Source organism: Asticcacaulis aquihabitans (genome assembly GCF_032490435.1).
Lineage (GTDB): Bacteria > Pseudomonadota > Alphaproteobacteria > Caulobacterales > Caulobacteraceae > Asticcacaulis.
This window is the reverse complement of sequence record NZ_JAVGWM010000004.1, coordinates 429908-453765: the sequence shown is the minus strand read 5'-3', so window position 1 is coordinate 453765 and position 23858 is coordinate 429908. Positions and strand designations below refer to the sequence as shown.

General features: G+C 60.6%; 22 protein-coding genes. 5 read left to right on the top strand and 17 right to left on the bottom strand.

Going from position 1 to position 23858, the window contains the following annotated elements; all coding sequences use genetic code 11:
- Positions 1-46: 46 nt before the first annotated feature.
- The 8 genes from RCJ00_RS16500 to RCJ00_RS16465 all read right to left on the bottom strand — a co-directional run bounded on the left by RCJ00_RS16500 (position 47) and on the right by RCJ00_RS16465 (position 6480).
- Positions 47-1300 (bottom strand): pentapeptide repeat-containing protein, encoded by a 1254-nt coding sequence (locus tag RCJ00_RS16500; protein ID WP_316223314.1) that lies wholly within the window; start codon positions 1298-1300, stop codon positions 47-49.
- 64 nt (positions 1301-1364) lie between these two features.
- Complete coding sequence (locus tag RCJ00_RS16495) at positions 1365-2417, bottom strand: DUF559 domain-containing protein (RefSeq protein ID WP_316223312.1); 1053 nt, start codon at positions 2415-2417, stop codon at positions 1365-1367.
- Between the two features lie 119 nt (positions 2418-2536).
- Positions 2537-3247, bottom strand: coding sequence for a 2,3-diphosphoglycerate-dependent phosphoglycerate mutase (gpmA, locus tag RCJ00_RS16490; RefSeq protein WP_316223311.1), 711 nt, complete (start codon positions 3245-3247; stop codon positions 2537-2539).
- 74 nt (positions 3248-3321) lie between these two features.
- The gene (locus tag RCJ00_RS16485) at positions 3322-4128 is read right to left on the bottom strand and encodes an MOSC domain-containing protein (protein ID WP_316223310.1); all 807 of its coding nucleotides are present in this window, start codon (positions 4126-4128) and stop codon (positions 3322-3324) included.
- Positions 4125-4331: a hypothetical protein gene (locus RCJ00_RS16480; protein WP_316223309.1), complete on the bottom strand. Its 207-nt coding sequence runs from the start codon at positions 4329-4331 to the stop codon at positions 4125-4127. Before RCJ00_RS16480 ends, RCJ00_RS16485 begins: the two co-directional genes overlap by 4 nt.
- Positions 4331-4678: a hypothetical protein gene (locus RCJ00_RS16475; RefSeq protein ID WP_316223308.1), complete on the bottom strand. Its 348-nt coding sequence runs from the start codon at positions 4676-4678 to the stop codon at positions 4331-4333. Before RCJ00_RS16475 ends, RCJ00_RS16480 begins: the two co-directional genes overlap by 1 nt.
- Positions 4679-4746: 68 nt before the next feature.
- Positions 4747-5820 carry a peptide chain release factor 1 gene (gene prfA, locus RCJ00_RS16470; RefSeq protein ID WP_316223627.1) on the bottom strand — a complete coding sequence of 358 codons (1074 nt, stop codon included), beginning with the start codon at positions 5818-5820 and terminating at the stop codon, positions 4747-4749.
- Between the two features lie 63 nt (positions 5821-5883).
- The gene (locus RCJ00_RS16465) at positions 5884-6480 is read right to left on the bottom strand and encodes a glutathione S-transferase N-terminal domain-containing protein (protein WP_316223307.1); all 597 of its coding nucleotides are present in this window, start codon (positions 6478-6480) and stop codon (positions 5884-5886) included.
- A gap of 206 nt (positions 6481-6686) precedes the next feature.
- Between RCJ00_RS16465 and RCJ00_RS16460 the strand changes: the two genes are divergently transcribed.
- Complete coding sequence (locus tag RCJ00_RS16460; protein ID WP_316223305.1) at positions 6687-8936, top strand: bifunctional diguanylate cyclase/phosphodiesterase; 2250 nt, start codon at positions 6687-6689, stop codon at positions 8934-8936.
- A gap of 29 nt (positions 8937-8965) precedes the next feature.
- Here the strand turns inward: RCJ00_RS16460 and ispG are convergent, their stop codons facing one another.
- Both ispG and RCJ00_RS16450 read right to left on the bottom strand, forming a co-directional pair.
- A complete protein-coding gene (gene ispG / locus RCJ00_RS16455; RefSeq protein WP_316223304.1) occupies positions 8966-10081 on the bottom strand; it encodes a flavodoxin-dependent (E)-4-hydroxy-3-methylbut-2-enyl-diphosphate synthase in 1116 nt (371 codons plus the stop codon).
- Between the two features lie 110 nt (positions 10082-10191).
- Entirely contained in the window at positions 10192-11424 is a 1233-nt protein-coding gene (locus tag RCJ00_RS16450; protein WP_316223303.1) for a helix-turn-helix domain-containing protein, read from the bottom strand.
- Positions 11425-11587: 163 nt separating this feature from the next.
- Here RCJ00_RS16450 and RCJ00_RS16445 point away from each other — a divergent pair, with 163 nt between their 5' ends.
- Complete coding sequence (locus tag RCJ00_RS16445) at positions 11588-12001, top strand: acyl dehydratase (RefSeq protein WP_316223302.1); 414 nt, start codon at positions 11588-11590, stop codon at positions 11999-12001.
- An 89-nt stretch (positions 12002-12090) separates the two neighbouring features.
- Here the strand turns inward: RCJ00_RS16445 and RCJ00_RS16440 are convergent, their stop codons facing one another.
- Positions 12091-12879 (bottom strand): SapC family protein, encoded by a 789-nt coding sequence (locus RCJ00_RS16440; protein ID WP_023458462.1) that lies wholly within the window; start codon positions 12877-12879, stop codon positions 12091-12093.
- Between the two features lie 243 nt (positions 12880-13122).
- Between RCJ00_RS16440 and RCJ00_RS16435 the strand changes: the two genes are divergently transcribed.
- Together RCJ00_RS16435 and RCJ00_RS16430 are read left to right on the top strand one after the other, a co-directional pair.
- Entirely contained in the window at positions 13123-13620 is a 498-nt protein-coding gene (locus RCJ00_RS16435; protein ID WP_316223301.1) for a Fur family transcriptional regulator, read from the top strand.
- 171 nt (positions 13621-13791) lie between these two features.
- Entirely contained in the window at positions 13792-14994 is a 1203-nt protein-coding gene (locus RCJ00_RS16430) for a pentapeptide repeat-containing protein (protein WP_316223299.1), read from the top strand.
- A 23-nt stretch (positions 14995-15017) separates the two neighbouring features.
- On the opposite strand, the gene RCJ00_RS16425 is transcribed toward RCJ00_RS16430, so the two are convergent.
- The 5 genes from RCJ00_RS16425 to RCJ00_RS16405 form a co-directional block, all read right to left on the bottom strand.
- Complete coding sequence (locus RCJ00_RS16425) at positions 15018-15983, bottom strand: magnesium transporter CorA family protein (RefSeq protein WP_316223298.1); 966 nt, start codon at positions 15981-15983, stop codon at positions 15018-15020.
- A gap of 121 nt (positions 15984-16104) precedes the next feature.
- Entirely contained in the window at positions 16105-16989 is an 885-nt protein-coding gene (locus RCJ00_RS16420; protein WP_316223296.1) for a CHAP domain-containing protein, read from the bottom strand.
- A gap of 95 nt (positions 16990-17084) precedes the next feature.
- On the bottom strand, positions 17085-18170 hold the full coding sequence (locus RCJ00_RS16415) for an acyltransferase family protein (protein WP_316223295.1): 1086 nt from the start codon (positions 18168-18170) through the stop codon (positions 17085-17087).
- Between the two features lie 208 nt (positions 18171-18378).
- A complete protein-coding gene (locus RCJ00_RS16410; protein WP_316223294.1) occupies positions 18379-18759 on the bottom strand; it encodes a YdbL family probable chaperone protein in 381 nt (126 codons plus the stop codon).
- 24 nt (positions 18760-18783) lie between these two features.
- Positions 18784-18966 (bottom strand): YnbE family lipoprotein, encoded by a 183-nt coding sequence (locus RCJ00_RS16405; protein WP_316223293.1) that lies wholly within the window; start codon positions 18964-18966, stop codon positions 18784-18786.
- Positions 18967-19110: 144 nt separating this feature from the next.
- Here RCJ00_RS16405 and RCJ00_RS16400 point away from each other — a divergent pair, with 144 nt between their 5' ends.
- The gene (locus tag RCJ00_RS16400) at positions 19111-20151 is read left to right on the top strand and encodes a potassium channel family protein (RefSeq protein WP_316223292.1); all 1041 of its coding nucleotides are present in this window, start codon (positions 19111-19113) and stop codon (positions 20149-20151) included.
- Between the two features lie 7 nt (positions 20152-20158).
- On the opposite strand, the gene RCJ00_RS16395 is transcribed toward RCJ00_RS16400, so the two are convergent.
- Positions 20159-23758 (bottom strand): intermembrane phospholipid transport protein YdbH family protein, encoded by a 3600-nt coding sequence (locus RCJ00_RS16395; RefSeq protein WP_316223291.1) that lies wholly within the window; start codon positions 23756-23758, stop codon positions 20159-20161.
- Positions 23759-23858: the final 100 nt, after the last annotated feature.

The window sequence follows — 23858 nt, the reverse complement described above, 5'->3', positions numbered from 1 at the left end:
AGACCCTGCCCCATGGCCGGCAAAATATCTGTCAGCAGTGAAAGGCTTAACTGGCCAAACGGCCGCGCAGGCCGACACAGGTCACGTTTTGCAGCGACTCCAGATTCATCGCCGCCCCTTCCAGATTGGAGCGCGAAATATCGGCGCCGTCCAGTTGCACCAGCTTCATCTGGGCTTCCGAGAAATTGACATTCCGCATACGCGTATTGCGCAGATCCGCCGGTAGAAAGCGGGTGGCGTCGATCTTCAGCGCGCCGAGGTTGGCGCCTTCCAGATTGGCGCCGTCGAGCCGCGCCCGCGCCAGCCGCACGCCACGCAGGTCCGCTCCCTTGAGATTACAGTTGCGCAAATCGGCCTCTTCCAGATGCGCGCCCTGAAGCTGAACGCCGCGCATATCGAGACCGTAAAAAATCGCGCCCTTGGCCGACAGGGCCGCCAGGTTCAGCCCCTTGATGCTGACCAGCCCACGCAGGTCGGCATTATCGAATTTGGACGGCTTGCCATCCTTGCCCAGGGTGTCGACCCATAGGGCATGATCGCGCAACATGTCGCCATAGGGCAAGGCCTTGACATCCATGCCAACCACCTTGTCGGTCAACATGCCGGTCATGTCGGCCTGAGCCGTCCGCCACATGTCCGTCTTCGCGCCGATCAGGACGGCATCCTTGAGTGAAGCACCCGACAGATCGGCGCCCGACAGGTCCGCGCCGGCCAGATCGACATTATCCATGATGCATTGTCTGAGATTGGCGCGCACCAGCTTGCACGATTTCATCGTCGCATCGGTGAAATCGGCCTTCATGGCCTGAATGCCCGACAGCTTCGACCGTTCCAGATTGGCGCCGCGCAGATTGGCATAGGAGGCTTCGGAACTGCGCATGGCAATTTCAACATAGGACAGGCCGGCCTGCTTATCGGGCAAGGCGAGGGCACCTTCGCGCAGATCGGCTTCGTACAGGTCGCAATCCGACAGATTGGCGCCACGCAGACAGGCGCCGCGCAGGTCGGCCCGCCGCATCGACGCCCCCGTCAGGTTGGCGACTTGCAGGTCGGCACAATAGAGATTGCAGGTATCCAGGACCGCCCGGCTTAAATCACACCCCGTGAGAATGCAGGCCGTAAAATCGGAATCGGTCAGGACACGGTTAGCCAGGGACAGGCCGGACAGATCGCACCAGGCAAAGACCGCCCGCGCGCCGCCCGGCTTCATAGCCCGGAGACGTTCGTGCCGGGCGCAAATGGCATCCACCTGCGCCTGGGTCATCTTTGTGTACCGGTCGTCACCGGCCGTTGCGGTCATGGGACGTGGCTTTCCCTCACTGTTGGAACAGAAGTTTGCCACGTAAATCTTAAAATTTGGGTTATCAGGCCATTAAGCTTAATGCGCGCAAGGCCGCGGCAAGCGCGGACGCGGGCCGGACACAGAGATGACGGTAACCGGCGGCAGCTGCGGCTTGTAATTCCGCCCTCAGGTCCTCTGTATCGGGCCGGAATTCCGCATCGAAACCAATGCCTGTCTCGCTTTCTTCCACCAGAGGCAGACCGGTCGCATGATAATGGGCCGTGGGCGCGATCAGGAAGGCGGCGTCGTGCGCCAACAGACCGCTTTCCAGAGGTATGCCCGCCGCCTGGAGACGTTTCGGTCCGATGTGCGAGGCGTAGGGCGACGGGTCTTCGCAGGCATAGATCACGCGCGCCACGCCAGCCTCCACCAGGCGCTGAGAGCAAGAACAGCCGCCATTCGATCTTTGGCCGCATGGTTCCAGGGTGACATAGGCCGTGGCGCCCCACGCTGCCTCGCCCGCCCGGTCAAGCGCGGACTCTTCGGCATGAGGACGGCCGCCGTCGCCGGTCGTGCCTTCGGCGATGATGATGCCGTCCTTGACCAGGACACAGCCGACCGATGGATTGGGCCAGGTCTTCCCCGGCCGCGCCAGGGCAATCGCGCGGCGCATATAGTCGGCGTCCATATCCCTCTCTCCAGCTGGGGGGAAAGACGCATCTTTAGAGAGTGAAGTCACACGTTTTGCCGGATAAAACTGAAAATCATGATCGACTATAGTCTCAACGATGCGGCCTTCGCAAATGGCGAGGAGGGTTTCGATAAGGGATGCCGGAGTCGTAAGCACGTGCCCGCTGGGAAACCGCGCCACCGACCAGCCATTGGCGGTCATATAGTCATTACGGATACGGTCTTTCGGATCGTCGATATGCTGGCTGCCGTCCAGTTCGATGACGAGCCTTCGGTCGCGGCAGGCAAAATCGGCAATGTATGCGCCTATGGGCACTTGGCGGCTGAACTTGAAGCCGTTCAGATTGCGATTGCGCAGGGCTTGCCACAGCCTGTCTTCGGCGAGATTACCCGCGCGGCGTAAGGATTGAGCTAATCCGGTTAACTTGGATTTCCTGGTGCGCACGGTTGGGCCCCTCACCCCGGCCCTCTCCCCGTTTTACGGGGCGAGGGGGATTTGATGTTATAGCCCCCTCTCCCTGCTTGCGGGGAGAGGGCCGGGGTGAGGGGCCGCTTGCTTATGCTCTAAATCACCGGCAGCGGATTGGCGCGCGCGGTGTCGAGATACTTCGCCGACAGCGGCTTCAGATTGTCATCCAGCTTGAGCACCAGCGGGTTGCCGGTCGGCAGTTCAACATCCAAAATCGCCTCATTGCTGAGGTTGAACAGAAGCTTGACGATGGCGCGGATGGAGTTGCCGTGGGCGGCGACCAGGATGGTCTTGCCCGCCTTGAGCTGCGGCGCGATCTCGCCTTCCCACATCGGCAGGACGCGATCGAGCGTCGTCGCCAGGCTTTCGGTGTCAGGCAGGGTCGCGCCGGCGTAGCGACGGTCGGCCTTGAAATCATACGCGCTGCCGGCTTCCAGCGGCGGCGGCGGCACGTCATAGGACCGGCGCCAGATTTTGACCTGCTCTTCGCCGTGCTTGGCGGCGGTTTCGGCCTTGTCCAGGCCCGTCAGACCGCCATAGTGGCGCTCATTCAGACGCCAATCCTTGACGACCGGTACATAGGACTGTCCGGCCGCTTCCAGCGCCAGATTGCAGGTGCGGATGGCGCGGGTCAGGACCGAGGTGAAGGCTTCGTCGATATTGATGCCTTCGGCCTTGATCAACTCGCCCCCGCGCGTTGCCTGCGCCTCGCCCTCGCTGGTCAGGTTGACATCGACCCAGCCGGTAAAACGGTTTTCGAGGTTCCACTGGCTTTGACCGTGGCGAAGCAGGACGAGTGTGGGCATAGGCGTCTCCTATTGGGGTTTTCCAGACTATCGCGCATGGCTATAGGAGGCTTGCCGCCCCAGATCAATACAGATCAGTAGACATGCAGGGCGTCGCCCGGCCGGGCCGTTCCGCCCTTGATGACGCGGGCATAGATGCCGCAATCGCGATGACCGTACTGCTCCCACAGGGCAGCGCACAGATCGACATCACGTTCGGCGGTATCCGGGTTTACGTGCGTGGCGACGCAGCGGACGATCGGTTTCAGCACTTCGAATTCCGGCCCTTCCGCGCCCAGCCGGATATGTTTGCCGGCCCAGTCATGGTCTTCGAAGGCGCTTTGATCTTCGACCCAGATATTGGCGCGCAGGCGCAGCGGATCAAGGTCGCGCCCGATACGCTGGCCCAGGTCGCGCAGGGAATTGAGATTGAGGAAGGAGACGAACCCCTTGCCGGAATCGGTGAAACGGAAATGGCTACGCACCACCTCCGGATCGGGCGCGCTCAGCAGGGTGAGCGGAAAGGCTGCCGGATCGTAATCCTCGTGCCGGGCCAGAACCGTCTCGACATGGCGGGCCAGACTGTGCCGGCCGGCATCGCTGGCCATATCGAAGCGCCATGTCTTGCCGTCTTCATCGACGATATCGAGCACGTCGGCGAATTCGTCATACCGTGTCCGTAATCTGGCCACGGCCGCAAACCGAGCCAAGACAGCAAACTTCATCTTGGAAATGGTCTTAGGCGCCACCGGGTCGAAGCCGGAACGGCCGACTTCCAGAGCATAGAGGCGGTCGAACGGAAAGAAGCCGTCGGGGCACAACAGGGCTTCGTTCACCGGTTCAGGCGTGAAGCCCTTGACCGGATGCCGCCACAAGGCGGATATGACACCACTCTGTGTCACGGTTTATTCCTATACTGGGCGTAGCTGACCAGAAAAAGTAAGAGGCTGAGCCCCGCCGTGATCGGCGATATCTGGGTCAGGGCCTGCCCCACCGGCATGCCGAAAGTCATATTCTTGTAAATCTGATAGGCGGCCAGGAGGAATTGCGCGATCAGCAGCATGGCCCACAGGATCAGCACCTTGCGCATGATGGGTTTCGGCATCAGAGGTTTCCCTTGTTTTTGCGTGACCGCCATTGCCAGTAGCCAAACCCGGCCAATCCCATAAGCGGCAGATAGAGAACCAGCAAGGTCACGTCCCAATGGGTAATGAAGACATCGTGCCAGTCGACCGGATGGGTCATAAAATACCGAATAGCCGTGGCGCCGATCAAAAGTATACAGAGGCCAGACAAGGCCCATGTCCACCGCCCGGGCAGCATTCGGCCATTCACCGCCAGGACCAGACCCAGCATCGCCAGCGAAAAACGGCCTTCGCCCTGCACGGCCAAAAAGAAGGCCAGTGCCATAAGCAGCAGGGCGACGGCCTTGTAAACGGCTTGCCTGTTCATCTTGCGCGTCTCCCTCTGCTGCGGTGCCTTGGCACGCCCCCTCTTTCGCCGACGGGATAAACCTAATCCTAACCCAGTTCTTCAGCAAGCATGGCCAGGCGTTCGGCCTGGTCTTCGGCAATCAGGGCATTGATCATCTGATCCATATCGCCTTCCATGAATTGCGGCAGGTTATACAGGGTCAGATTGATGCGGTGATCGGACACGCGCCCTTGCGGATAGTTATAGGTGCGGATGCGTTCAGAGCGATCGCCGGAGCCCACCTGGCTCTTGCGCGCATCGGAGCGAGCGGTATCGAGCGCTGTGCGTTGCATGTCGTACAGCCGGGCTTTCAGGTTGCGCATGGCGATCTGGCGGTTCATGTGCTGCGACTTTTCCGAAGACGTCGCCACCATCCCGGTCGGCAAGTGGGTGATGCGCACCGCCGAGTCCGTCTTATTGACGTGCTGGCCGCCGGAACCCGAGGCGCGGTAGGTATCGATGCGGATATCCTTATCCAGGATCTCGATCTCGACATCCTCGGCTTCCGGCAGGACCGCCACCGTGGCGGCCGACGTATGGATGCGGCCGCCCGCTTCGGTGGCCGGCACGCGCTGGACGCGGTGAACGCCGGATTCGAACTTCAACTTGCCGAAGACGCCATCGCCAGTCACCGACGCGATGATTTCCTTATAACCGCCCATTTCGCCTTCGCTGACCGAGTCGATTTCGACCTTCCAGCCTTGGCCGGCGGCGTAGCGGCTATACATGCGGAACAGATCGCCGGCGAACAGGGCCGCTTCGTCGCCGCCGGTGCCGGCGCGCACTTCCAGGATGGCCGAGGCGTTGACGTCCTTGTCCTGGGGCGCCAGCAAAAGCGCCACACCATGCTCCAGTTCCGGGAGCGTCGTCTTCAGGGTATCGAGTTCTTCCGCGGCAAGGGGCGACAGGTCGGGGTCGTTGAGCGCGGCCATCTCTTCCAGTTCCGGCACGGACTGACGCGCCTTCTGGAGCCGGGTTACCGCCTCATAGACTGGCTTCAGTTCGGCATGTTCCTTGGACAGCTTGACGATTTCGCCGCCGTCCGTCGCCGATTCCATGCGCGCTTCGATCATCTGGAAGCGGTCCATGACCTGGGCCAGCTTGGCGTCGGGAAGGTGTATCAAGGCAATGACTCTCGGTAAAATTCAGGAACTCTGGGTAAAAATTCAGGCCTCTGCCTAAACTCATTTTGGATAGGTATCAATAAAGCTTTGCCGCTGTTCCAAAACTTCGTGCAGAGCGGCTGCTTTCGGCGCCGCAGCGCGCCAGTCGAGATCACCGAGGCGAAAATCGCAGAAGGTGCCCGCGATCGCCAGGGTCAGGGTCCCCATGTCGAAAACGTCAGGTGACGGACAGATCGCATCGGCCGCAGCGAAGCCGCGCATCAGATTCTCCTGCCAGCGGGTCAGCCAGTAGGCAGACCGCTCGCCTTCGGGACGACGGTTTTCGTAAACGATCTTCGCCATCATTTCGTTCAGGCCAGCGGCCGCGGTTTCGAGACGGCGCGTTTGCCAATAGGCCGGGCCAGGTTCGGGCAACAGGCGCGGTCCCTCCCCTTGCGTGTCCAGCCAGGCAGCTATCAGCCCACTGTCGGTCCAGGCCACGCCGTCGTCGTCGATCAGAGCCGGAATCTGCGACAAAGGATTAACGGCGAGTAGGTCCGGCGCCGCTTCCACCGGAATACGGACGATTTCTTCCACCCGGTCGGTCAGACCCTTTTCACGGACGACGATGCGCGTCTTGCGCGCAAAAACAGAGGTCAGGCTGATAAAGAGTTTCATGACGGCGTTATCCGGTTAAGAATTGGTCGAACCTTACCTGACCTGCAACCCCTTTGCCGTCAAGGGTCTGCGACACCTTTGGGTGCTTTTCGCGTCATAAATATCTTAACAATCGTTTAAATAAAAAAGGCCTTTGTTTGTCATAATTTAAGATATCTACAGTAACCTTCAGATTGAATTATCCGTAACCTCAGAATGAGGACCTGGTGAAAAGACCTTCAAGTGAATTAAAACTGCTTGCGCCAATGGCCTTGATTGTCATCGTGGCTGTGTGTGCTTTGGTGGGCAGTTTGTGGGTATGGGCGGAGCAAGCCGACAGTATGTCGCGCACCCGCGAAGAACGCCTTGTCCGTCTGGGGCTGAACCAGATGGCGGACGATCATTCCATGCTCATGACGCCAATCACCATCTGGGACAAGGCGGTCGAAAGCACCGCTGTCAAGTATAACGAAGAATGGGTCAAGGGCAATATAGGCGAATACTTCCAGAACTTCGTCAATTTCGAAGCGAATATGCTGCTGGACGGCAATGGCAAGATCGTTTTCGCCTATAAGGACGGCAACACGGTAGACCCCGCCCTCTTTGCGGCGCTACAGCGGCAAACCCAGGGTTTGGTCAATGACCTGCGCGACAGGCAAAATGCCTTGCGGGCCAAGGGACAGTTCTACAATGCCGCAACCAATCACGAAGGCCGCCTGATCGCGGTCGACGGCAAGATCTATATTGTCGGTGCATCTCTGCTCCTGTCGGACAAGAAGAATTCGCCGCTCAACGCCTATACCCCTTATGTCGCCATCGGTACGCATCGTTTGAGCGGCGACGAACTGATCGCCCTGTCGCAACGCTACATGGTGTCCAATATCACCCTGCTGCAGCCCGGCCAGGATCGCGCCGACGGTTCGGCGTCCGTCGCCTTCCGCGACGAAGTGACCGGCAAGGTCGCCGCCGAACTGACCTGGATGCCCGACACGCCCGGCCATACGCTTTTCATTCGCACGCTCGGTCCCGTCCTGATGATTTCCCTGGGCCTGGGCCTGATCGCCATCGTCCTGCTGCACCAGAGCCAGCGCGCCGCCAAGGGCCTGATTGCGTCGGAGGCCAAGGCCAAGCACATGGCCCTGCATGACAGCCTGACCGGCCTGCCCAATCGCACCCTATTCGCCGACCGCCTGAATCAGGCGACCGAGCGCCTCAAACGGCAAGGCGGACAGGTGGCCGTCATGTGCATCGGCCTCGACCGCTTTAAAGACGTCAATGATACGCTCGGCCACCTGGCCGGCGATGAGCTGATCCGCCACAATGCCGGAAAGATCGCCGCCATGATCCGTTCCAGCGATACGCTGGCGCGGCTTGGCGGGGACGAATTCGTCATCATCCAGACCGACACCGACGGCAATAGCGCCGGCTCGCTCGCCAAGCGCGTCCTGGAAGGCCTGACCGGCACGGTCAATCTGGAATCGGGCCAGGTGTTTTCCTCGTGTTCGATCGGTGTCGCCATTCTGCAAGATGGCGATATCGACCCCGCCGAAGCGCTACGCCAGGCCGATCTGGCGCTGTACCGCGCCAAGGACATGGGCCGCGGCCAATATGCCTTCTTCGAAATCGAGATGGACGCCACCATCAAGCTGCGTAAAACCCTTGAAACCGGCCTGCGCGAAGCTGTCCACAATGGCGATATCGATGTCGTCTACCAGCCTCAGGTTGACCATTATGGCGTCATCGTCGGGGTCGAAGCCCTCTGCCGCTGGACCCATCCAACCCGCGGTCCTGTCTCGCCCGCCTATTTCATTCCATTGGCCGAAGAATGCGGCCTGATGCAGGAGCTGGGCACCTTGGTCATGCGCCGCGCCATGATGGACGCCCATCGCTGGCCCGGTCTGAAGGTCGCGGTCAATGTCTCCGCCTCCCAGATTCGGTGCGCCGCCTTTGTCACCCAGATGAAGGAGATGTTGATCGAAACCCACACCACGGCGGGCCAGATCGAGATCGAAATCACCGAAGGTGTGCTGCTCAATGACGACAGCGCCACCCAGATGATCCTGCACGACCTACGCCACATGGGCTTCTCGATCGCGCTCGACGATTTCGGCACCGGCTATTCCTCGCTCGGCTATCTCAGCCGCTACCCGGTGGATAAGATCAAGATCGACCGCTCCTTCGTGTCGAACCTCGGCGTCGACCCGGAAGCCGAAGCGGTTATCCGCGCCATCGTCAAGCTGGCCAAGGCGTTGAATCTGAACATCGTCGCCGAAGGCGTCGAAACGCGCGCTCAGAAAAACCTGCTTCGCCAAGCCGGCTGCAACATTATCCAGGGCTATTTGTTCTCAAAACCCGTGGCCGGGACGATCATCGATACCATGTGGGACAACGACCGCAAGCTGGTGCCCAACGAACCGGACAACGACATTTACGCCAAGTCCGCGAAGGTGGTTAAGCTGTCGCCACGCATGCCGTAAAGCGCAGACCTTCGGCGCCTGTCAGGCGCCTAAAGCTTCTCAGCGTGGGCTTCGACCAGTTCGACGATATGTTCGATCATGTCGGCATTGCTGAGCTTGTGATCGGGCTTGCCTGCCAGGTAGACCATGCCCGAGCCAGCGCCGCCGCCGGTGAAGCCGACATCCGTATACAGCGCCTCGCCCGGGCCGTTGACGACACAGCCAATGATGGACAGAGACATCGGCTTGGCGATATGGGCCAGGCGCTCTTCCAGCTTGGTCACCGTATCGATGACATTGAAGCCCTGACGGGCGCATGACGGGCAGGCGATGATGTTGACGCCGCGGTGACGCAGGCCGAGCGATTTGAGCAGGTCGAAGCCGACCTTGATTTCCTCAACCGGATCGGCCGCCAGGGATACGCGCAAGGTGTCGCCAATACCGGCCCACAACAGGTTGCCTAGCCCAATGGCGGACTTGATGGTGCCGGTCCGCAAGGGCCCGGCTTCGGTCACCCCAATGTGCAGCGGACAATCGATAGCGTCGGCTAGGGCGTTGTAGGCGGCGACCGTCAGGAAGACATCGGACGCCTTCACCGATATCTTGAATTCATGGAAATCGTGATCGCGCAGGATATTGGCGTGGAACAGCGCGCTTTCGACCATGGCTTCCGGACAGGGCTCGCCATACTTTTCCATCAGGTCTTTTTCCAGCGATCCGGCGTTGACGCCGATCCGCATGGAGCAGCCATAATCCTTGGCAGCCTGAATGACCTCTTTCACCCGGTCGGGCGATCCGATATTGCCGGGATTGATACGCAGGCAGGCGGCACCCGCCTTGGCGGCCTCGATGGCGCGCTTGTAATGAAAATGGATGTCGGCGACGATCGGCACGTTGGCATTGTCAACGATGGTTTTCAGGGCCGCCGTGGAGTCCACGTCCGGGCAAGAGACGCGCACAATATCGGCACCGGCCTCTTCCATGGCCGCGATCTGGCGCAGGGTCGCCTGGGCATCCGAGGTCAGGGTGTTGGTCATGGACTGCACGCTGATCGGTGCGTCGCCGCCCACTGCTACCTTGCCCACCATGATCTGGCGGCTAGGGCGGCGCTGGATCATCCGCCAGGGGCGGACATGGGTGTGGTCGTGAGGTTGATGGGTATCCATGCGCCAGGTGTCTCGTCTATTTCCAGAACTATAATCAGCAAGCCATGCGGCTTATATCAGGATGTCGCCCGCGCGTCACAAGCGTGATGTCAAATAATATTACGGTGCCGCTATTGGCTGTCTGAGGGCGCGGGCGCGGCTGAACTGGCGGCGGCATCCGGCGTTGCGGCGGGCCGCTGGCTCGGCAGGTAAGGAATGGGGCCCGTTGGCTTGGTGGCCTTTAAAGGCGCAATGGGTTCGGAAACAGTCTTGGCTCCCGTCCCCTCCGACTGGGCCTGATGCTGATCGAGCGCCGCCGACAGCTGCGATGCCTTGCTATTGACTTTGCCGATCGGCGCCACCAGCGATTTGATGCCTTCAGCCGTATTCACCGTCGCCAGGCTGCCGGCGTATTCGCCGTTGTAATACATGTCGAAGGCGGTCGCGTCGGATACGTCGAGCAGCAGGTTTTGCTGATCATTGACCGGAACGCGATAGGCCTCTCCGGCGCCCAGCGAATGGGCGAAATAGACGGTGCCATCCGGCGAACGCACAACCAGATTGACCATCTTGCTGGCCTGGATGGTGACGGTGGAATTTTCCGGCGGCGCGCCATAAACCGCACCGCGCGGGTTGAAGGCCTTGCGCATCTGGAACGTATCGGCTGCCGGCGCGACCGCCGCGGAATTGGCGTGCGATTCCGCCTGCATCGAGGCAAACCCGGCTTCCAGCCCCGGCGTCACATAGGGCGCGGGCACGTCTTGATCCTGCGGCGCGGGCTGGGGCTGCCCCACAAATATAGCCCCGTTCAGGGTATTGGGCAGACCGGCAATGGTCCAGGGCTTGTTCGCCACCGCGTCGCCATGTGTGCCGCCGCCTAAACGCAGATTGGGTTGGCGCTGGAGAATATTCCACACCACGACTGCCGCCACCAGACACAGGGCGGCCCCGATATAGAGACGGTAGTTCGGCTTGACGTCATCCAGAGATGCCCCGGATGGCGCGTGCAGACGCGTCGGCGCCGCCGTCACCTCACGCTTGAACATATCGGCGAGGGTTTCTTCATCGAGGCCCAACGCCTTGGCATAGGCCTTGATGTAACCGATAGCGAAGGCGCGCGGCGGCAGGACATCGTAGGCCGCCTGCTCGAAGGCTTCGAGATAGGTTCGGCGCACGCGGGTGATGTCCGCGACCTCGTCCAGGGAAAGCCCCAGGGATTCGCGCGTGTTTTTCAGAATTTCGGCCAGATGAAAACGATCCGGCAATTGGCCGTTATCGCGGGTATGAAAGACCGGCTGACGGGCACCCTGATAGAGGCCCTGATAGGGCTCATCCTCGATAATGGGGGGCTCAGACGTACTCATGGTCTTCCTGCACTGGGTCGCGGCAACAGAACCATATAGCCATTGAATAATCAACAACCGCATAGGGTTAAGAGCCTGTACCGCCGCCAATTTTTGGTGTTTGCGCTCCCCGGCAAGTCAGTCTATGGAAATATCTCCTTTGCTGACTTCCGAAAGCTCTTTCATGCCCGCAGCCTTCGACGACCTGTATATCGGCCAAAGCGTATCCATCGGCGCCGGCGTCATATCCGAAGAGGAACTGGCCGCCTTTTGCAAATCCTATGCGCCGAGCTGGAACCCGGATGACGGCATTCCCGACGCGTTGATCTTTGCGCTGTGGTCGAAACTGGAAACCGAAGCCGCGAGCCACTGGCCGCAGACCAAGCGGCTGGCCGTCGATGCCCTGCGCTGGTCGCGAAATCCGCCGCCGGGCGAATTGCTGCGCGGCCGCCTGACCGTGATGGGTAAGGATGCGGTAGGCGACACCAAGGGCGTGGTTATCGCCCAGAACGACGTGCTCGACGAAGCCGGGCGTCTGGTCTTTTCCTGCTTGACGCGCTCGGTGTTCCAGCGACTGCCCAAGGCGCCGATAGAGTAGATCCAGCGCTACCATTCCCCGATACAGGAAAGCTCCGGACAATCGCCCGGAGCTTTCTGCATTTTTAGGCCGTAAAGTCGCCTGAAGTTTTAGTTGGCGACCGGCTGGGCGTTGTTGCGCTCGATCGTCATGGCGATCAGCTTGTCCCAGGCCAGCAGGGAGTTCAGGTGGGCGTAGATGTGGGTCAGGGCGCCATTGTCGCGCAGTTCGACCAGCTTTTCGCCCGACAGCTCGTTGAGCTTCTTGTCATCGACGGCGAAGTATTCAGCGATCTTTTGCGGTTCACCCGGCGTGCCGTCCGGATTTTGCGGGCGGTACAGGGTTTCACGCGCAGCCAGCAGGTCCAGTTCACGCAGGAGGCCTACGAAGGATTCCGTGCGACGGCGCTCGTTTTCAAAATCCGAGCAGAACTGCATGGCGTTCTCGACATAGGCCGATGCCTTGCCGTTTTCGAAGAAGGGCACGTCCGGGTTGGTCTTGGCGACCATTTCGGCCTGCGTGTCGACGCAGAGGATCATGCGTTCCTGGGTTTCGTCATTGGCGAAAACGAAGGGATAGCGGCGCGCGAAGGCCGGCAGATAGGCGTCCGGCTTGAACTGGCCGTCCGCCGAAACGAACACGTTCTGGCCAGCCGACAGGCCCATGGCGGCGACGGGCATGTAGTTTTCACCGATGAAGACGATCGGGAAGCTCAGCGACGCCGCCGGGAATTCAGCAACGGTCAGCGGCACGACATTGGTTTCCGCGACAAAGGCGTGGGGCGCCGGAATAGCCTTGATACCCATGGCGCCGTGGACTTCGGGGGCCAGCGGCTCAGGATTTTTATAGAAAAGGACGTTCCCTGTGAGCGTCGCGTCGTTGGTTTGTTCTTGTGCCATGGTCGCTTTACTGAAAAGGCTGGAGAAAAAAATGAGCCTCGCTTCTAGCGCAACGCGCACCGGTGGGCAAGCTCTGTGACCGGCCGGGCGAACGGGGTTCGATGTTTTCTGCAACCAGGCGGCTTTTGTGCCGGTATGAGGCAACCGATTGCCGGTGCCGACGACCGATTCCCTGCCATGGCCTCACTGCCGTTATATTTTAAGCCAGTTGCGGAATCGCCGTTCAGACCTTACCTTATAGGCATGAGCCATACGTGCGAACACACCCACGATCACGACCATGATCATACACCCGATGTCGTAGCCACGCGGCTGCAGGCCGCTCAGGTGCGCGTTGCCGACGCCGGCGAGCGCATGACTTCGTCACGCCTGCGCACCTATGAGCTGATCCTGGAAGCCAATGCGCCCATCAAGGCCTATGACGTCATCGACCGCTTCCATCCCGATGGCGCTGCCAAGCCGCCGACCGTCTACCGCGCCCTCTCCTTCCTGGAGCAAATGGGCCTGATCCACCGCATCGAAAGCCTGAACGCCTTCGTCGCCTGCGATACACATGATCACAGCTTTCCCAACGGACATACGGCCGCGTTCCTGTTGTGCGAATGCTGCGGCCAGAGCGAGGAAATCGCTATCCCCAGCCTTCCCGACGTCGAAACCCGTGCCACGCAAACCGGCTTCCTGGTCAATCGTGTTACGCTGGAAGTCCGCGGCCTTTGCCACGCCTGCCGTGAGACGCATTAAAGCGGCCTCGCCGGCTATTGCCTTATAAAAATTGTGGTTGAAATCAACGGGCTGACCTGCGCTGTTTGCGATATCGGCGTCAGCCTCAACTTGCCACGACTCAACAATTACCTCTATAGGCAGTGGTTGAGATTAAAAAGAGCCACAACTTCAGGGCGATAGGGAGAACGCATGCCAACTGCCGCTACCTTACAGATGCTCGACCTGAGCTCCCTGCGCCATATTCTGGACCTGCACGCCCAGTATCGGTCCGGCAAACTGGGCGGTCGCATTGCCAATCTGTCCTATATCGACCTGACGGACTTCAAGCTTGAGGGCGTGGACCTGTCTGACGCCAACCTGACGGGCGCCCGGCTATATGGCGCGTCCTTGCGCGACGCCAATTTCATGCGCGCAAACCTGTTCGGAGCGGATCTGCGCAATGCCGACCTGCGGTTTGCGCGACTGGATCGCGCCGACTTGCGCGGTGCATCCTTGCGGGGCGCCAATCTGACCGCTGCTTCGCTCATCGGGGCGGACCTGCGCGAAGGCATGATTGCCTTCAAGGACGACAAGCAGGGGCTTCGGCTCATGAAGCACGAAAAGCGGCCCGGCGAACTCGATTACGCCATCATGACCGGCGCCGACCTAAGTGGGGCGCGGATGAACGGCACCATGGCCGTATCGGCCGATTTCAACGATGCCAACCTGACGGGCGCAATCATGTCCCAGGCCAAGTTGCGCAAGGCCAACCTGTCCGGCGCCAATCTGTCCGGCGCGGATCTGGCCGGCGCAGACGTAACGGGCGCCGATATGTCGGGCGCGGTCATGGTCGACACCCAGACCAGCGGCTGCAATCTGCGCGAAGCCGACACCACTGGCGTGCTCAGCGCGCCGATTTCGGTGTATATCGATGACCATCCCCTGATCGATTATGTCGCGCAACACGAAGACTGGGCGCGCACAGGGGGCGCCAAGGGCGGTCGGCAGACCCTGCCAGGAGTCGATTTCCGGCTGGTCGGAGATATGCGCAAACGCATCTTGACGACACTCGACGCCGAAGATGCCGTCTTTTTTGGTATGGACATGAGCGGGATCGAATTACAGGGCGCCAATCTCGTCAATGCCGACCTGCGGCGCTGCAATCTTGCCGGCGCCGACCTGCGCGGCGTGCGTCTGATCGGCGCCAGGCTGACCCATGCCAATCTGGAAGGGGCCAATATTGGTCCGTTGGAACTGGGTGGAGGACGGCTGATGCGGGCGGATCTGTCTCGCGCGGTGCTCAACCACGCCAATCTGAAAAACGCCGACTTGACGCGCGCACGTATGTTGGAAACCACATCCGAACACGTAAAGGACGAGGGTTGTAACTATACCCTCACAGAGCGCGCCTAGACCGTATCAGTCGAAGCGGCGCTCTAAATCCACCGCTTGACCTTGAACAGGACTAGCAGGCCGACAATGATCAGCCCCATGATGCCGCAAACGGCTTCGAAGGCAAACGGCTGATGCAGGAACGGCATGTATTCGAAATTCATGCCGTAAATGCTGGCGATGAGCGTCAGGGGCAGGAAGATCACCGACACGATCGAAATGACCTTCACGATCAGGTTTTGCTCGACATTGATCAACCCCAGCGCCGCCTCAAGCAGAAAGGCGATGTGGCCGGAGACGTGGCTTGAATGGTCGCTTAGCGAGGTGATGTCCTGAGACATGGTGCGCAGGCGATCATGGAATTCACGCAGCTCCGCGCTTTTATGGATGCCCGTGGCCGACTTTTCCAGTGTGGCGGCAAAGGCGGTCAGGCGCGACAGGGACACAAGAGAATCGCGGATTTTGACGATATCGTTCTGCGCTGCTCCCAGGCTGATCAGCACGTTTTCCAGCCGGGTCTTGCGCCGCGTCGTGAAGACAGCTTTGGACAGGGCATCTATGCCGCCACTGGTTTTTTCAATGAGATCGGCCGTACGATCGACGATGACATCAAGCAGGTTTAGAAAGGCGACCGCCCCGTCGAAACACAGGGCGGGTTGCTTTTCCACGTGCCCCCCGAAAATCCTGAATGACGCCGGATCGATATAGCGGATGGAGACAAGCCGGCCGCCAACCAGGACGAAGGTGACCGGGCCTGACTGCAGCTGCGATTGACCGCCGAAAAAGGCGATCTGGGCGGTCATGAAGGCGGCACCGTCCTCGAGATACAGGCGGCTGGAGGTTTCAATCTCGTCCATGTCCTCGCGCGTCGGCAACTGGACGCCAAGCCAGGCTTCCAGGCTAAGTTCCTCATCGCGTGTCGGCATATGGAGATCGAGCCAGACGACGGCAGGATTGAGCGCATCTGCGCCTTCGGCCACATGGCCGTTCTGTGAGCGTAAGCTTAGCAAGCGGTTCCCCGGACGATCAGCGCGGCGACGGCGCCGGACAAAAGAAAAGGCCGGAGGCCATACCGCATGACGGCATGGCCTCCGGCCCGCATCTAGCCGCAAACCTGCGGAACGGTAAAGATCAGTCTTTCAGCTTGGTACGAACGCGCGACTTGGATTTAGTCGCCTTGGCGGACGGTGCCTTGACCTTGACGACCGGGCGGCCGGCGGCTTCGTTGTCGGCATCAATCTGAGCCACCAGTTCAGCGGCCGGCTTACCCGTAACGTGCGCGGTGACCTGGACCGGCTTCACGGACTGGAAGCCCTTGTGATTGCCGGGGGTGAGCGCGGCCTGAAGGTCGGCGGGCAGGTCCTTGGCCGACGGGCTGGCAACAGGGGCGGTATTCATGGCGATCTGGGTCGCGGCCGGCTTCGGCGCGGCAACCGGTTCAGCCTGAGCGATCATGGTCGTGACATCGTCACCCATCCGCACATTGTTCGGGTCTTGATAGATGAAGCCGTAGGTCGTGTAGACGGTGGTGCCGAGGTCATTCGTCGGTCCGTACCAAACCTTGACCAGCGACCAGTCACCCTTTTCCGAGACGTCGAGGACGTTGACATTGTCTTCGACCTGGCCGCGGCGGCCATTGATCGGCGACCAGTTGGCATGGGTGACCTGAATATAGCGGTCGGTAATGATCTGGGAGACAACGGCGACGTGGCCGCGGCTCATCTTGCCTTGCTGACGGAAAACCAGCACCGCGCCCGGACGGGGGGCCGTGCCCTCCTCATAGCGACCGGTGGCTTTTTCCCACCACGTCCACGCGTCGCCGAAGATCTGCATGCCGGTGAATTGACGGGCAAAGGTGACGCACTGGAGATAGGCGGCGCCGGCCGGAGAGTTACGCGTAGCGACCTTGACAGCGGCCGCCTTAGTCGTTTTATGGGCTTTGGTCTTGGCTTCAACAGAGCCAGCGACACATAGGGCAAGAACGGCAAAGGCCAACGCCGAAACGGTTTTTTTCACGCAAACTACTCATTTACTGTTGATCCCGTGTCTTGGATACAACAGAAAAATTAATTTTCAAATAGCTTTTGCGCCCGCTCGGAGAAAAATTAACCTTATTTCGCCCACAAATACGTGATCGAGTTGTGAAGTCGTTCACCGTGAAAACGGACGATTTTACGAAATGGCCGCTCGATGAGATGGTGCGCCAGCATCGATAACGGCACCAGCGCGACCAGGCCGACAGCCCACCAAAACAGCGGTAAAGGCTGGTGTTCCGTACCCAGAACTGCGTTGGCGGCCTTCAGATAAACCCACTTCCACGGCACATAGATCATATAGGTCGCGAAGCTGATTTCACCCAGATAGACCAAGACACGGTTCGACATCACGCCGTTTTGGTTCAGGCCTGAAACAGACAGGACCAGCAGCCCCAGGGCGACGACCATCAAAATGTCCGATTGTCCGAAGGTGGCCGCGCCCGCAACCGCGGCCAGAGCGATCAGCGTGCCCGCAACGGCCACAGTGCGATTCGCTACCGCGCCGGAGCGCCACGCCAGATAGAGCGCGCTGCCGTACAGGAAGCTCGGGATAATGCGCAAAGCGCCCCATTGGAAGGTGGCACGGGTCAAGTTGAAGCCCGCAAACGCCGCGAAGGCAACATTTATGGCCACCAGAAGGGCGATGGCCAGACTGACCGCCACGATCGGCCTGTCGCGCAACCGCCAGGCAATGAAGGCGACCGCCGGGAAGGACAGATAAGCGAACCATTCTGCCGAAATCGACCAGGACGGATGGTTGAAGGAGGGCGTCGGCGCCAGCCCCCATGCCTGCGTCAAGGTCAGATGCGCCGGCAATGCCGCCCAATTTCCCGCATTGGCGTCAAGCTGCACGCCTTTTAGAGCGGCCACCGCGATCAGCAGCAGGGTAAAGGCCAGGGTGGCGATATGAAGCGGGTAGACGCGCGCCAGACGATGGACGGTGAATTGGCCGTAGCTGAACCGCCCTTCGCCGAAGCCATCGAGATAACAATAGGAGAGGATAAAGCCGGACAGCACGAAGAACAGATCGACGCCGAGATAGCCCTTGTCGACAATGCCCATTACCGGCGCACCGGCCAGTTCGTGAATGTAGGTATAGAGCACGACCCAGAAAGCAGCGAAAAATCGCAGCGATGTCAGCGGCTTCAAATGGTCCTGCATTACCTGCTCCCGTCGTCCCTGCCTTCAGGAACCCGATGTGTCAAATCCGACGCCGACACGGCGCCGTTTTAACCCCTATGCACGAAGTGTGCCGGAGAAGGTTGCAGATTGACTTAAGCCGGAACGTAAAATCGGCAACAACCCGCAAAAAACCCTCCGGAACGTCGTCCGGAGGGTTATGTCTTAGCCGAAACTATTCTTATCGGGACTATTTCTTGACCCAGGCGCCGCCGGCGTCCTGGTAATATTCACCGGCATTGACCTTGGCCAGGATGACCTTGACAAAGGCGGCCTGGGCGGCGGCATCGACCGATACGCCGTTTTTGGCGGCGGCCTGGCCATAGACTTCGCGGCGGCCGGCATTGATCTCATCGACGGCGGCCTTCAGGGCAGCATCACCGCCACCGGAGACGAAACCGATGTAGCCGTCATTCTTTTCGCCGACCACACCCTTGGCCTTGGCGGCATCGACCTTGGCCTTGGAAGCGGCGACATCGGCATAGGCCGGCGCCGTCATTACTGCGGCGGTGGTGATCGAACCGGCCACGAGGACGGCAGCCAGGACGGTTTTAAGCAGAGCGTTCTTCATGATTTTTCTCACTTTCCGTAGCGCCTAGAACAGGTTCGGGTTTTCTTTGGCGAGGGCTTTCACGTCCTCATCCAGGTGGACCTTAACATCGACATCGAGCTTGGCGTAGATAGGCGCCAGGTTGACATTGACATTGACCGAGGGCGTGCAAGCCATCAGCGTCAGTCCGCTAATCGCTAAAGCTCCCGCCGCAATCGCTTTTTTCATAATGGCTCCCTCTTGAACACGCTTTGGATCGATATCGACACTATAGGCAGATATAGGCTGAACCGTGGCTGAACGGAATGGATATTTTACTTGAAACCGTGCCGTTTTTGACCGCAAAACAAGGCACGCCGAGAAAGTCCGTTCATGCCCTCACCCGTGGCAAAGCCGTCGTCACCGATCATCGCGAGGCGGCGCCCAAGGCTCAATATCTGGCAATCCCTTTGGCTCCGCGCCGGGCTGGTGGTGGTCCTTCTCGGCATAGCCATGGCCGGCCACTGGCTTGATCGCGGCGGTCTGCGCGACAATACCGACAACCACGTCTCCTTTCTCGACGTGGTCTATTTCACCGCCATCACCGTCACAACGGTCGGCTACGGCGACATCACCCCGGTCACCGACCGCGCCCGGATGTTCGACACCTTCGTGGTGACGCCCATCCGGCTTTTCATCTGGATAATCTTTTTCGGCACGGCCTATACTCTGGCGCTGAAAAGTACGTGGGAGCAGTTCAGGACACACATGATCCGCAAAAAGCTGAAAAACCACATCATTGTCTATGGCTACGGCGCCACCGGCGAAGCGGCGGTCGACGAATTGCTCCGTCAGGGGGCAAACCCGGACACCGTCGTCGTTGTCGACCAGAATGCCAGCCGTGTCACGGCCGCCACCACGCGCGGCGTCACCGGTATCGAAGGCGACGCCACCTATAACGCGGTACAGGACGCCGCCTGCGTCCAAACAGCACGCGCCGTGATGGTATCGACCCACCGCGACGATTCTACCGTGCTGATCGTCCTGTCGGCGCGCCAGATGAACCCGCAGGTGCCCATAAGCGCCACAGTCCGCGCCACCGAAAACGAAGACCTGATCCGCCAGGCCGGCGCCACCAACATCATCAATCCGGTCAGCATGGGCGGTCATCTGCTGGCGCGCGCGTCGGAAGGCCATCTGGTGGTCGATTGCATCGCCGACCTGGCCTCAGCCGATGGCAAAGTGGTCATGCGCGAACGTCTGGCGGCTCCGGATGATTTCGGCCGCCGCCTGCGCGACCTGACCACCGGCATGGGCGTGCGCATCTGCCGCGACGGTCGGCTATACGGCTATTGGGAAACGCCGGCCCAGGCCATTCAGGCCGGCGACATGATCGTCGAAATCGCCCGCACGGAAGACGGCCAAAGCACCTGAGACGCGGCTATTCCGATTTTACCTTCAGCGCGGTCAGGGAATTATACTGCACCGCAGCCTCAATGATCTTGTCGAGCGGCAGCGGCACTTCGAGATAGAGTTCCAGCGGCGTATTCGACGGCAAGGCGATCGGCTTCTGCATCCACTTGCCTGTAATATAGTCATACAGGCTGATATTGGCCTTCTGCTTTTGCGGCGGGTCGAAATAGCCCTTGATGTGGAAGTTGATATTGAGGATGCCGCCGTCCGTGGAATTGAGACGGGCATCGACCTTGTCGAAGGCGATATGCTCCATGGCCTGGTAGGCCAGGTCCTGAAACGGATTGAAATTCGGATCGGCGGCCGCCTGAGCGTTCTTGGCCGCCAATGCCGCGGCTGGCGACGCCGTGTCGCTGGTCATCGATCCGGTTGCCTCGATGCCGGTGACGGCGCTGCGCCGAACCGATATATGGCCGGGCGCATCCGACGACATCACGCCGTCGGACAAACGGATCTTGCCGGCTTCGACACGGAACGGCATGCGGCCAGACATATGCCCCTCAAAGGTCATGCTCTTGGCCAGGTCGGAAGCGGCCACCACCTTGCCGAAATCGAGACCATCGAAGGTCAGGGTGCCGGTCACCGGCGTCTTGCCGTCGAACGGCACAATCGTGGGCTCCAGCCGCAGCACCCCGCCAGGACTATCGACACGGGCCGATTCGACGCGCATCTGGTCGCCAAGGAACTGGACGTCCAGATCCAGATCGGTCAGCGGCACACCCAACTGAGTCTTGGCCAGGTGAATTTTCTGACCCGGCTCGGACCGCAGTGGCGCCAGGGAGGTGAAATCAATCTCACCGGTCAGGCCTTCTGAAGCGCCCGTCGGACCGATAAAGTCCATCCCCTTCGGCCCAAGATTTTGCGTTGCGCCCATGAAGTCGCGCATGCCGATTTTCAAAACGCCGCCACTCCAGGTCCGCGTCTTGTCCCAGTTGAAGGCACCCTTGAAATCTATGCCGCCGTTCACGCCACCGGCGAACAGCATGGTCGCCATGGGCGCCAATTGCGCGGGCTGAAGGCCGTCCGCGGTGAAATTCAGGTCCAGAGTATTGACCGACAAAGCGCCCGCGCCGCTGGCGTTATCATTGTCTAGGTTGATGGCCGCGATGCGCACCGGCTTGCCGTCCGGTCCCTTTGCCGCCGGGGTCGCTGCGAAGAAGCGGCCGGTCAGGGCGCGCCGGTCTTGGCTGATCGTCCCCGACAACAGCAAGGGGGTAAAGCGCGTCTGGTCGGCCGGCAATCCATCGGTCAGGGTTGCGCCGCTGAGCGCCGCCTTGAAGCCCAAGCCGTCACCCAGGCTATAGGCTTCGAACGGGCCTTTGCCATCGGCCAGCTTTACACTTTCGTTCGGTGCGGTAAGCGCCAATCCGCCGAATGCCCCGCTTACGCGCCAGGTGGCGGAACTATAGGTCAGAAAGGTCTGGCCGGTCTGGGTGATCGTCGTCGACAGATTTTCGAAATGCTCACCCAATTCGGCAGAGCGAGCCATGAAGGTGGCGGGGCGGCTAAGGCTGACGATCAGCCCTCCGCCATTGGTTACAACAAATTGCCCCTGGCCGTCGAACTTCGCCCCGGCGATAGGATCGAAATCGAATTGCGCGGCCAGGCTGAAAGCACCGGCGGCAAGACCGCGCGGATCGGACGCCAGACCATCGACCGTCAAGGCCAGTTGCGGCAGATTCGCACCCGCCAGCGCCAGACCGAAGGCGCCGGCTTGACCGGTTGCAAACAAGGGCTTGGTGGCGTGTGGCGTCAGGGTTGCCGTACCGCCGCCGTCCAGATCGGCCACAGCACTTTTGACGCGGACATTGAGTCGGGGCGGCGCGCCGGAGGGATCACCGCTGACATCGACGCTCAGACCCTTCACACGCAGGGCAAACCGCTCCAGCGCGCGATCGAGCGTAATAATAGCATCCGGCGGGGGCGGATTGGGGGCGCCCGGCACCGGAGTTTTCGATGCCGCGGCGAGTCGGTCGGCGGCGCGATCACGCGCCATGGCCGACAGGCCGGTGTAGCTGCCGCGCGCCGCCGTGATATCGCTGGTCAGGCGGAAGGTCCATGGACCGGCGTTCGCCGCCGCCTCACCTTCGCCTTGCACGGACAGGGTGGCCTGGTCGAGCGCCATGCCGGTCATGGGACGGAACTGCCCCAGGTCCGCACGGCCATTAAACGACAATTTCGCTCCGTCGCGATCCGAGGCCAAGGCCAAATCACCGAGATCGACGCGAACCGTCCGCGCCAACAGGTCGCCCTGTTTCAAAAGCGCGGCGTCGCCATGCAACGGTCCGGTGAGGTTGAAGGCCAAGCCGGTATCGCTGGAGAAACCGGTATTGAGCTGGAGGTCCTTGCCCGACACAGTGAGGGCATTGCCGCTCAGGTCCGCGCCCATCACCATGGCGGCCCGGGTCATGACCTCGGCGCGGCCGGAATAGGCCGTGCCCTTCTCATTCGTTTTCAGGTTGCCGGCGAATTGCAGCTGGGTGTCAAAGCCGGTCGCACGCGTCCCCGCGCCACGAATTTCATCGGCACGCAGCCCCACCGTCGCCGCAACCGCCCCACTGAAGGCTTCGTACATCGATTTGGAATGGCGATAGGGCAGATAGGCATCAAGGTCGAGTGCGACATTGCTGGCAAAAAAGCGTTCGTCGTCCACGCCGATGGTTTCAACCAGATTGCCGCCCGGCCGAACCGTCCAGTCGTCACCACCGAGATTGGCCTTCACGTGCAACTGGTCGCCGGTCACGCCGGTATTGACGGAACGCGCCGTGATCCGGCCCTGGCGCAACTGGCCGGCGCCCAACTTTCCCGTCAGGTGGGTCGCGGGGAGGGTCAGGTCGAGCAGCGCCAGTTGCCCGTCGTGCAGGGTGATCCCGCCGTGGCCCTGAAGCAGGCCGTAATCGCTGTCGAGGCGGACCTGCGCGTCCTCTATAATAATGTCGCGCGGCGGCGGCGTGTTGGACGGCGGCGCGGACAGCATATTCTGCACAAGCCGGTCGAGCGAACCGAAATGCAGTTTGCCGTCCTTGATGGAAAAGGCCACCACCGGTCGCGTCAGACGCACGCGGTCTACGCGCGCCAGCGGTTGTCCGCCGCTAAACAGGTTCAGCGTATAATCCGCTACAAAGCGTTCGACGCGCATCTCAGGCTGTTTCGCATTACCGATCAGGACGGAGCCTTCGGCATGGCTGAGCGACAAGGCGTCGAACGTAACCCGAGAACGGACCCCTTGGCCGCGCAGCCAGCCCTCGACCACCGCGGAGGCCACTTCCTTGCGCGCACCGACAACGGCAACGCCGCACAGGGCCACGCCGCACAGGGCGATTCCAATCCAGCCCGCTGCGCCGAAACCGCCGCCCTTCTTGCCGTTGCCTGACCCTGACCCGCGTGACCCAGACCCGCGTGACCCAGGCCCGCGCGACCCAGGCCTACGCCCCGGCAAACCAATATCGTCCTGCGTGTCAGCCGGCGGCCCACCATCCACTCCGACCGGACGCGTGAAGCTGTCCCCCGCGCTCATATGCGCAGGAAACCACAAGGCTTCGTCGTCAAAGGGGATGGGTTTCGTCATCAATCGAGTCTTATACGCTTCTGTATCGCACGGGAGGCTTCTGCCTGCGGAAAGGGGGCCAGTATCATGCAAACCTCTTAAAAAATGTGGACACAATAAC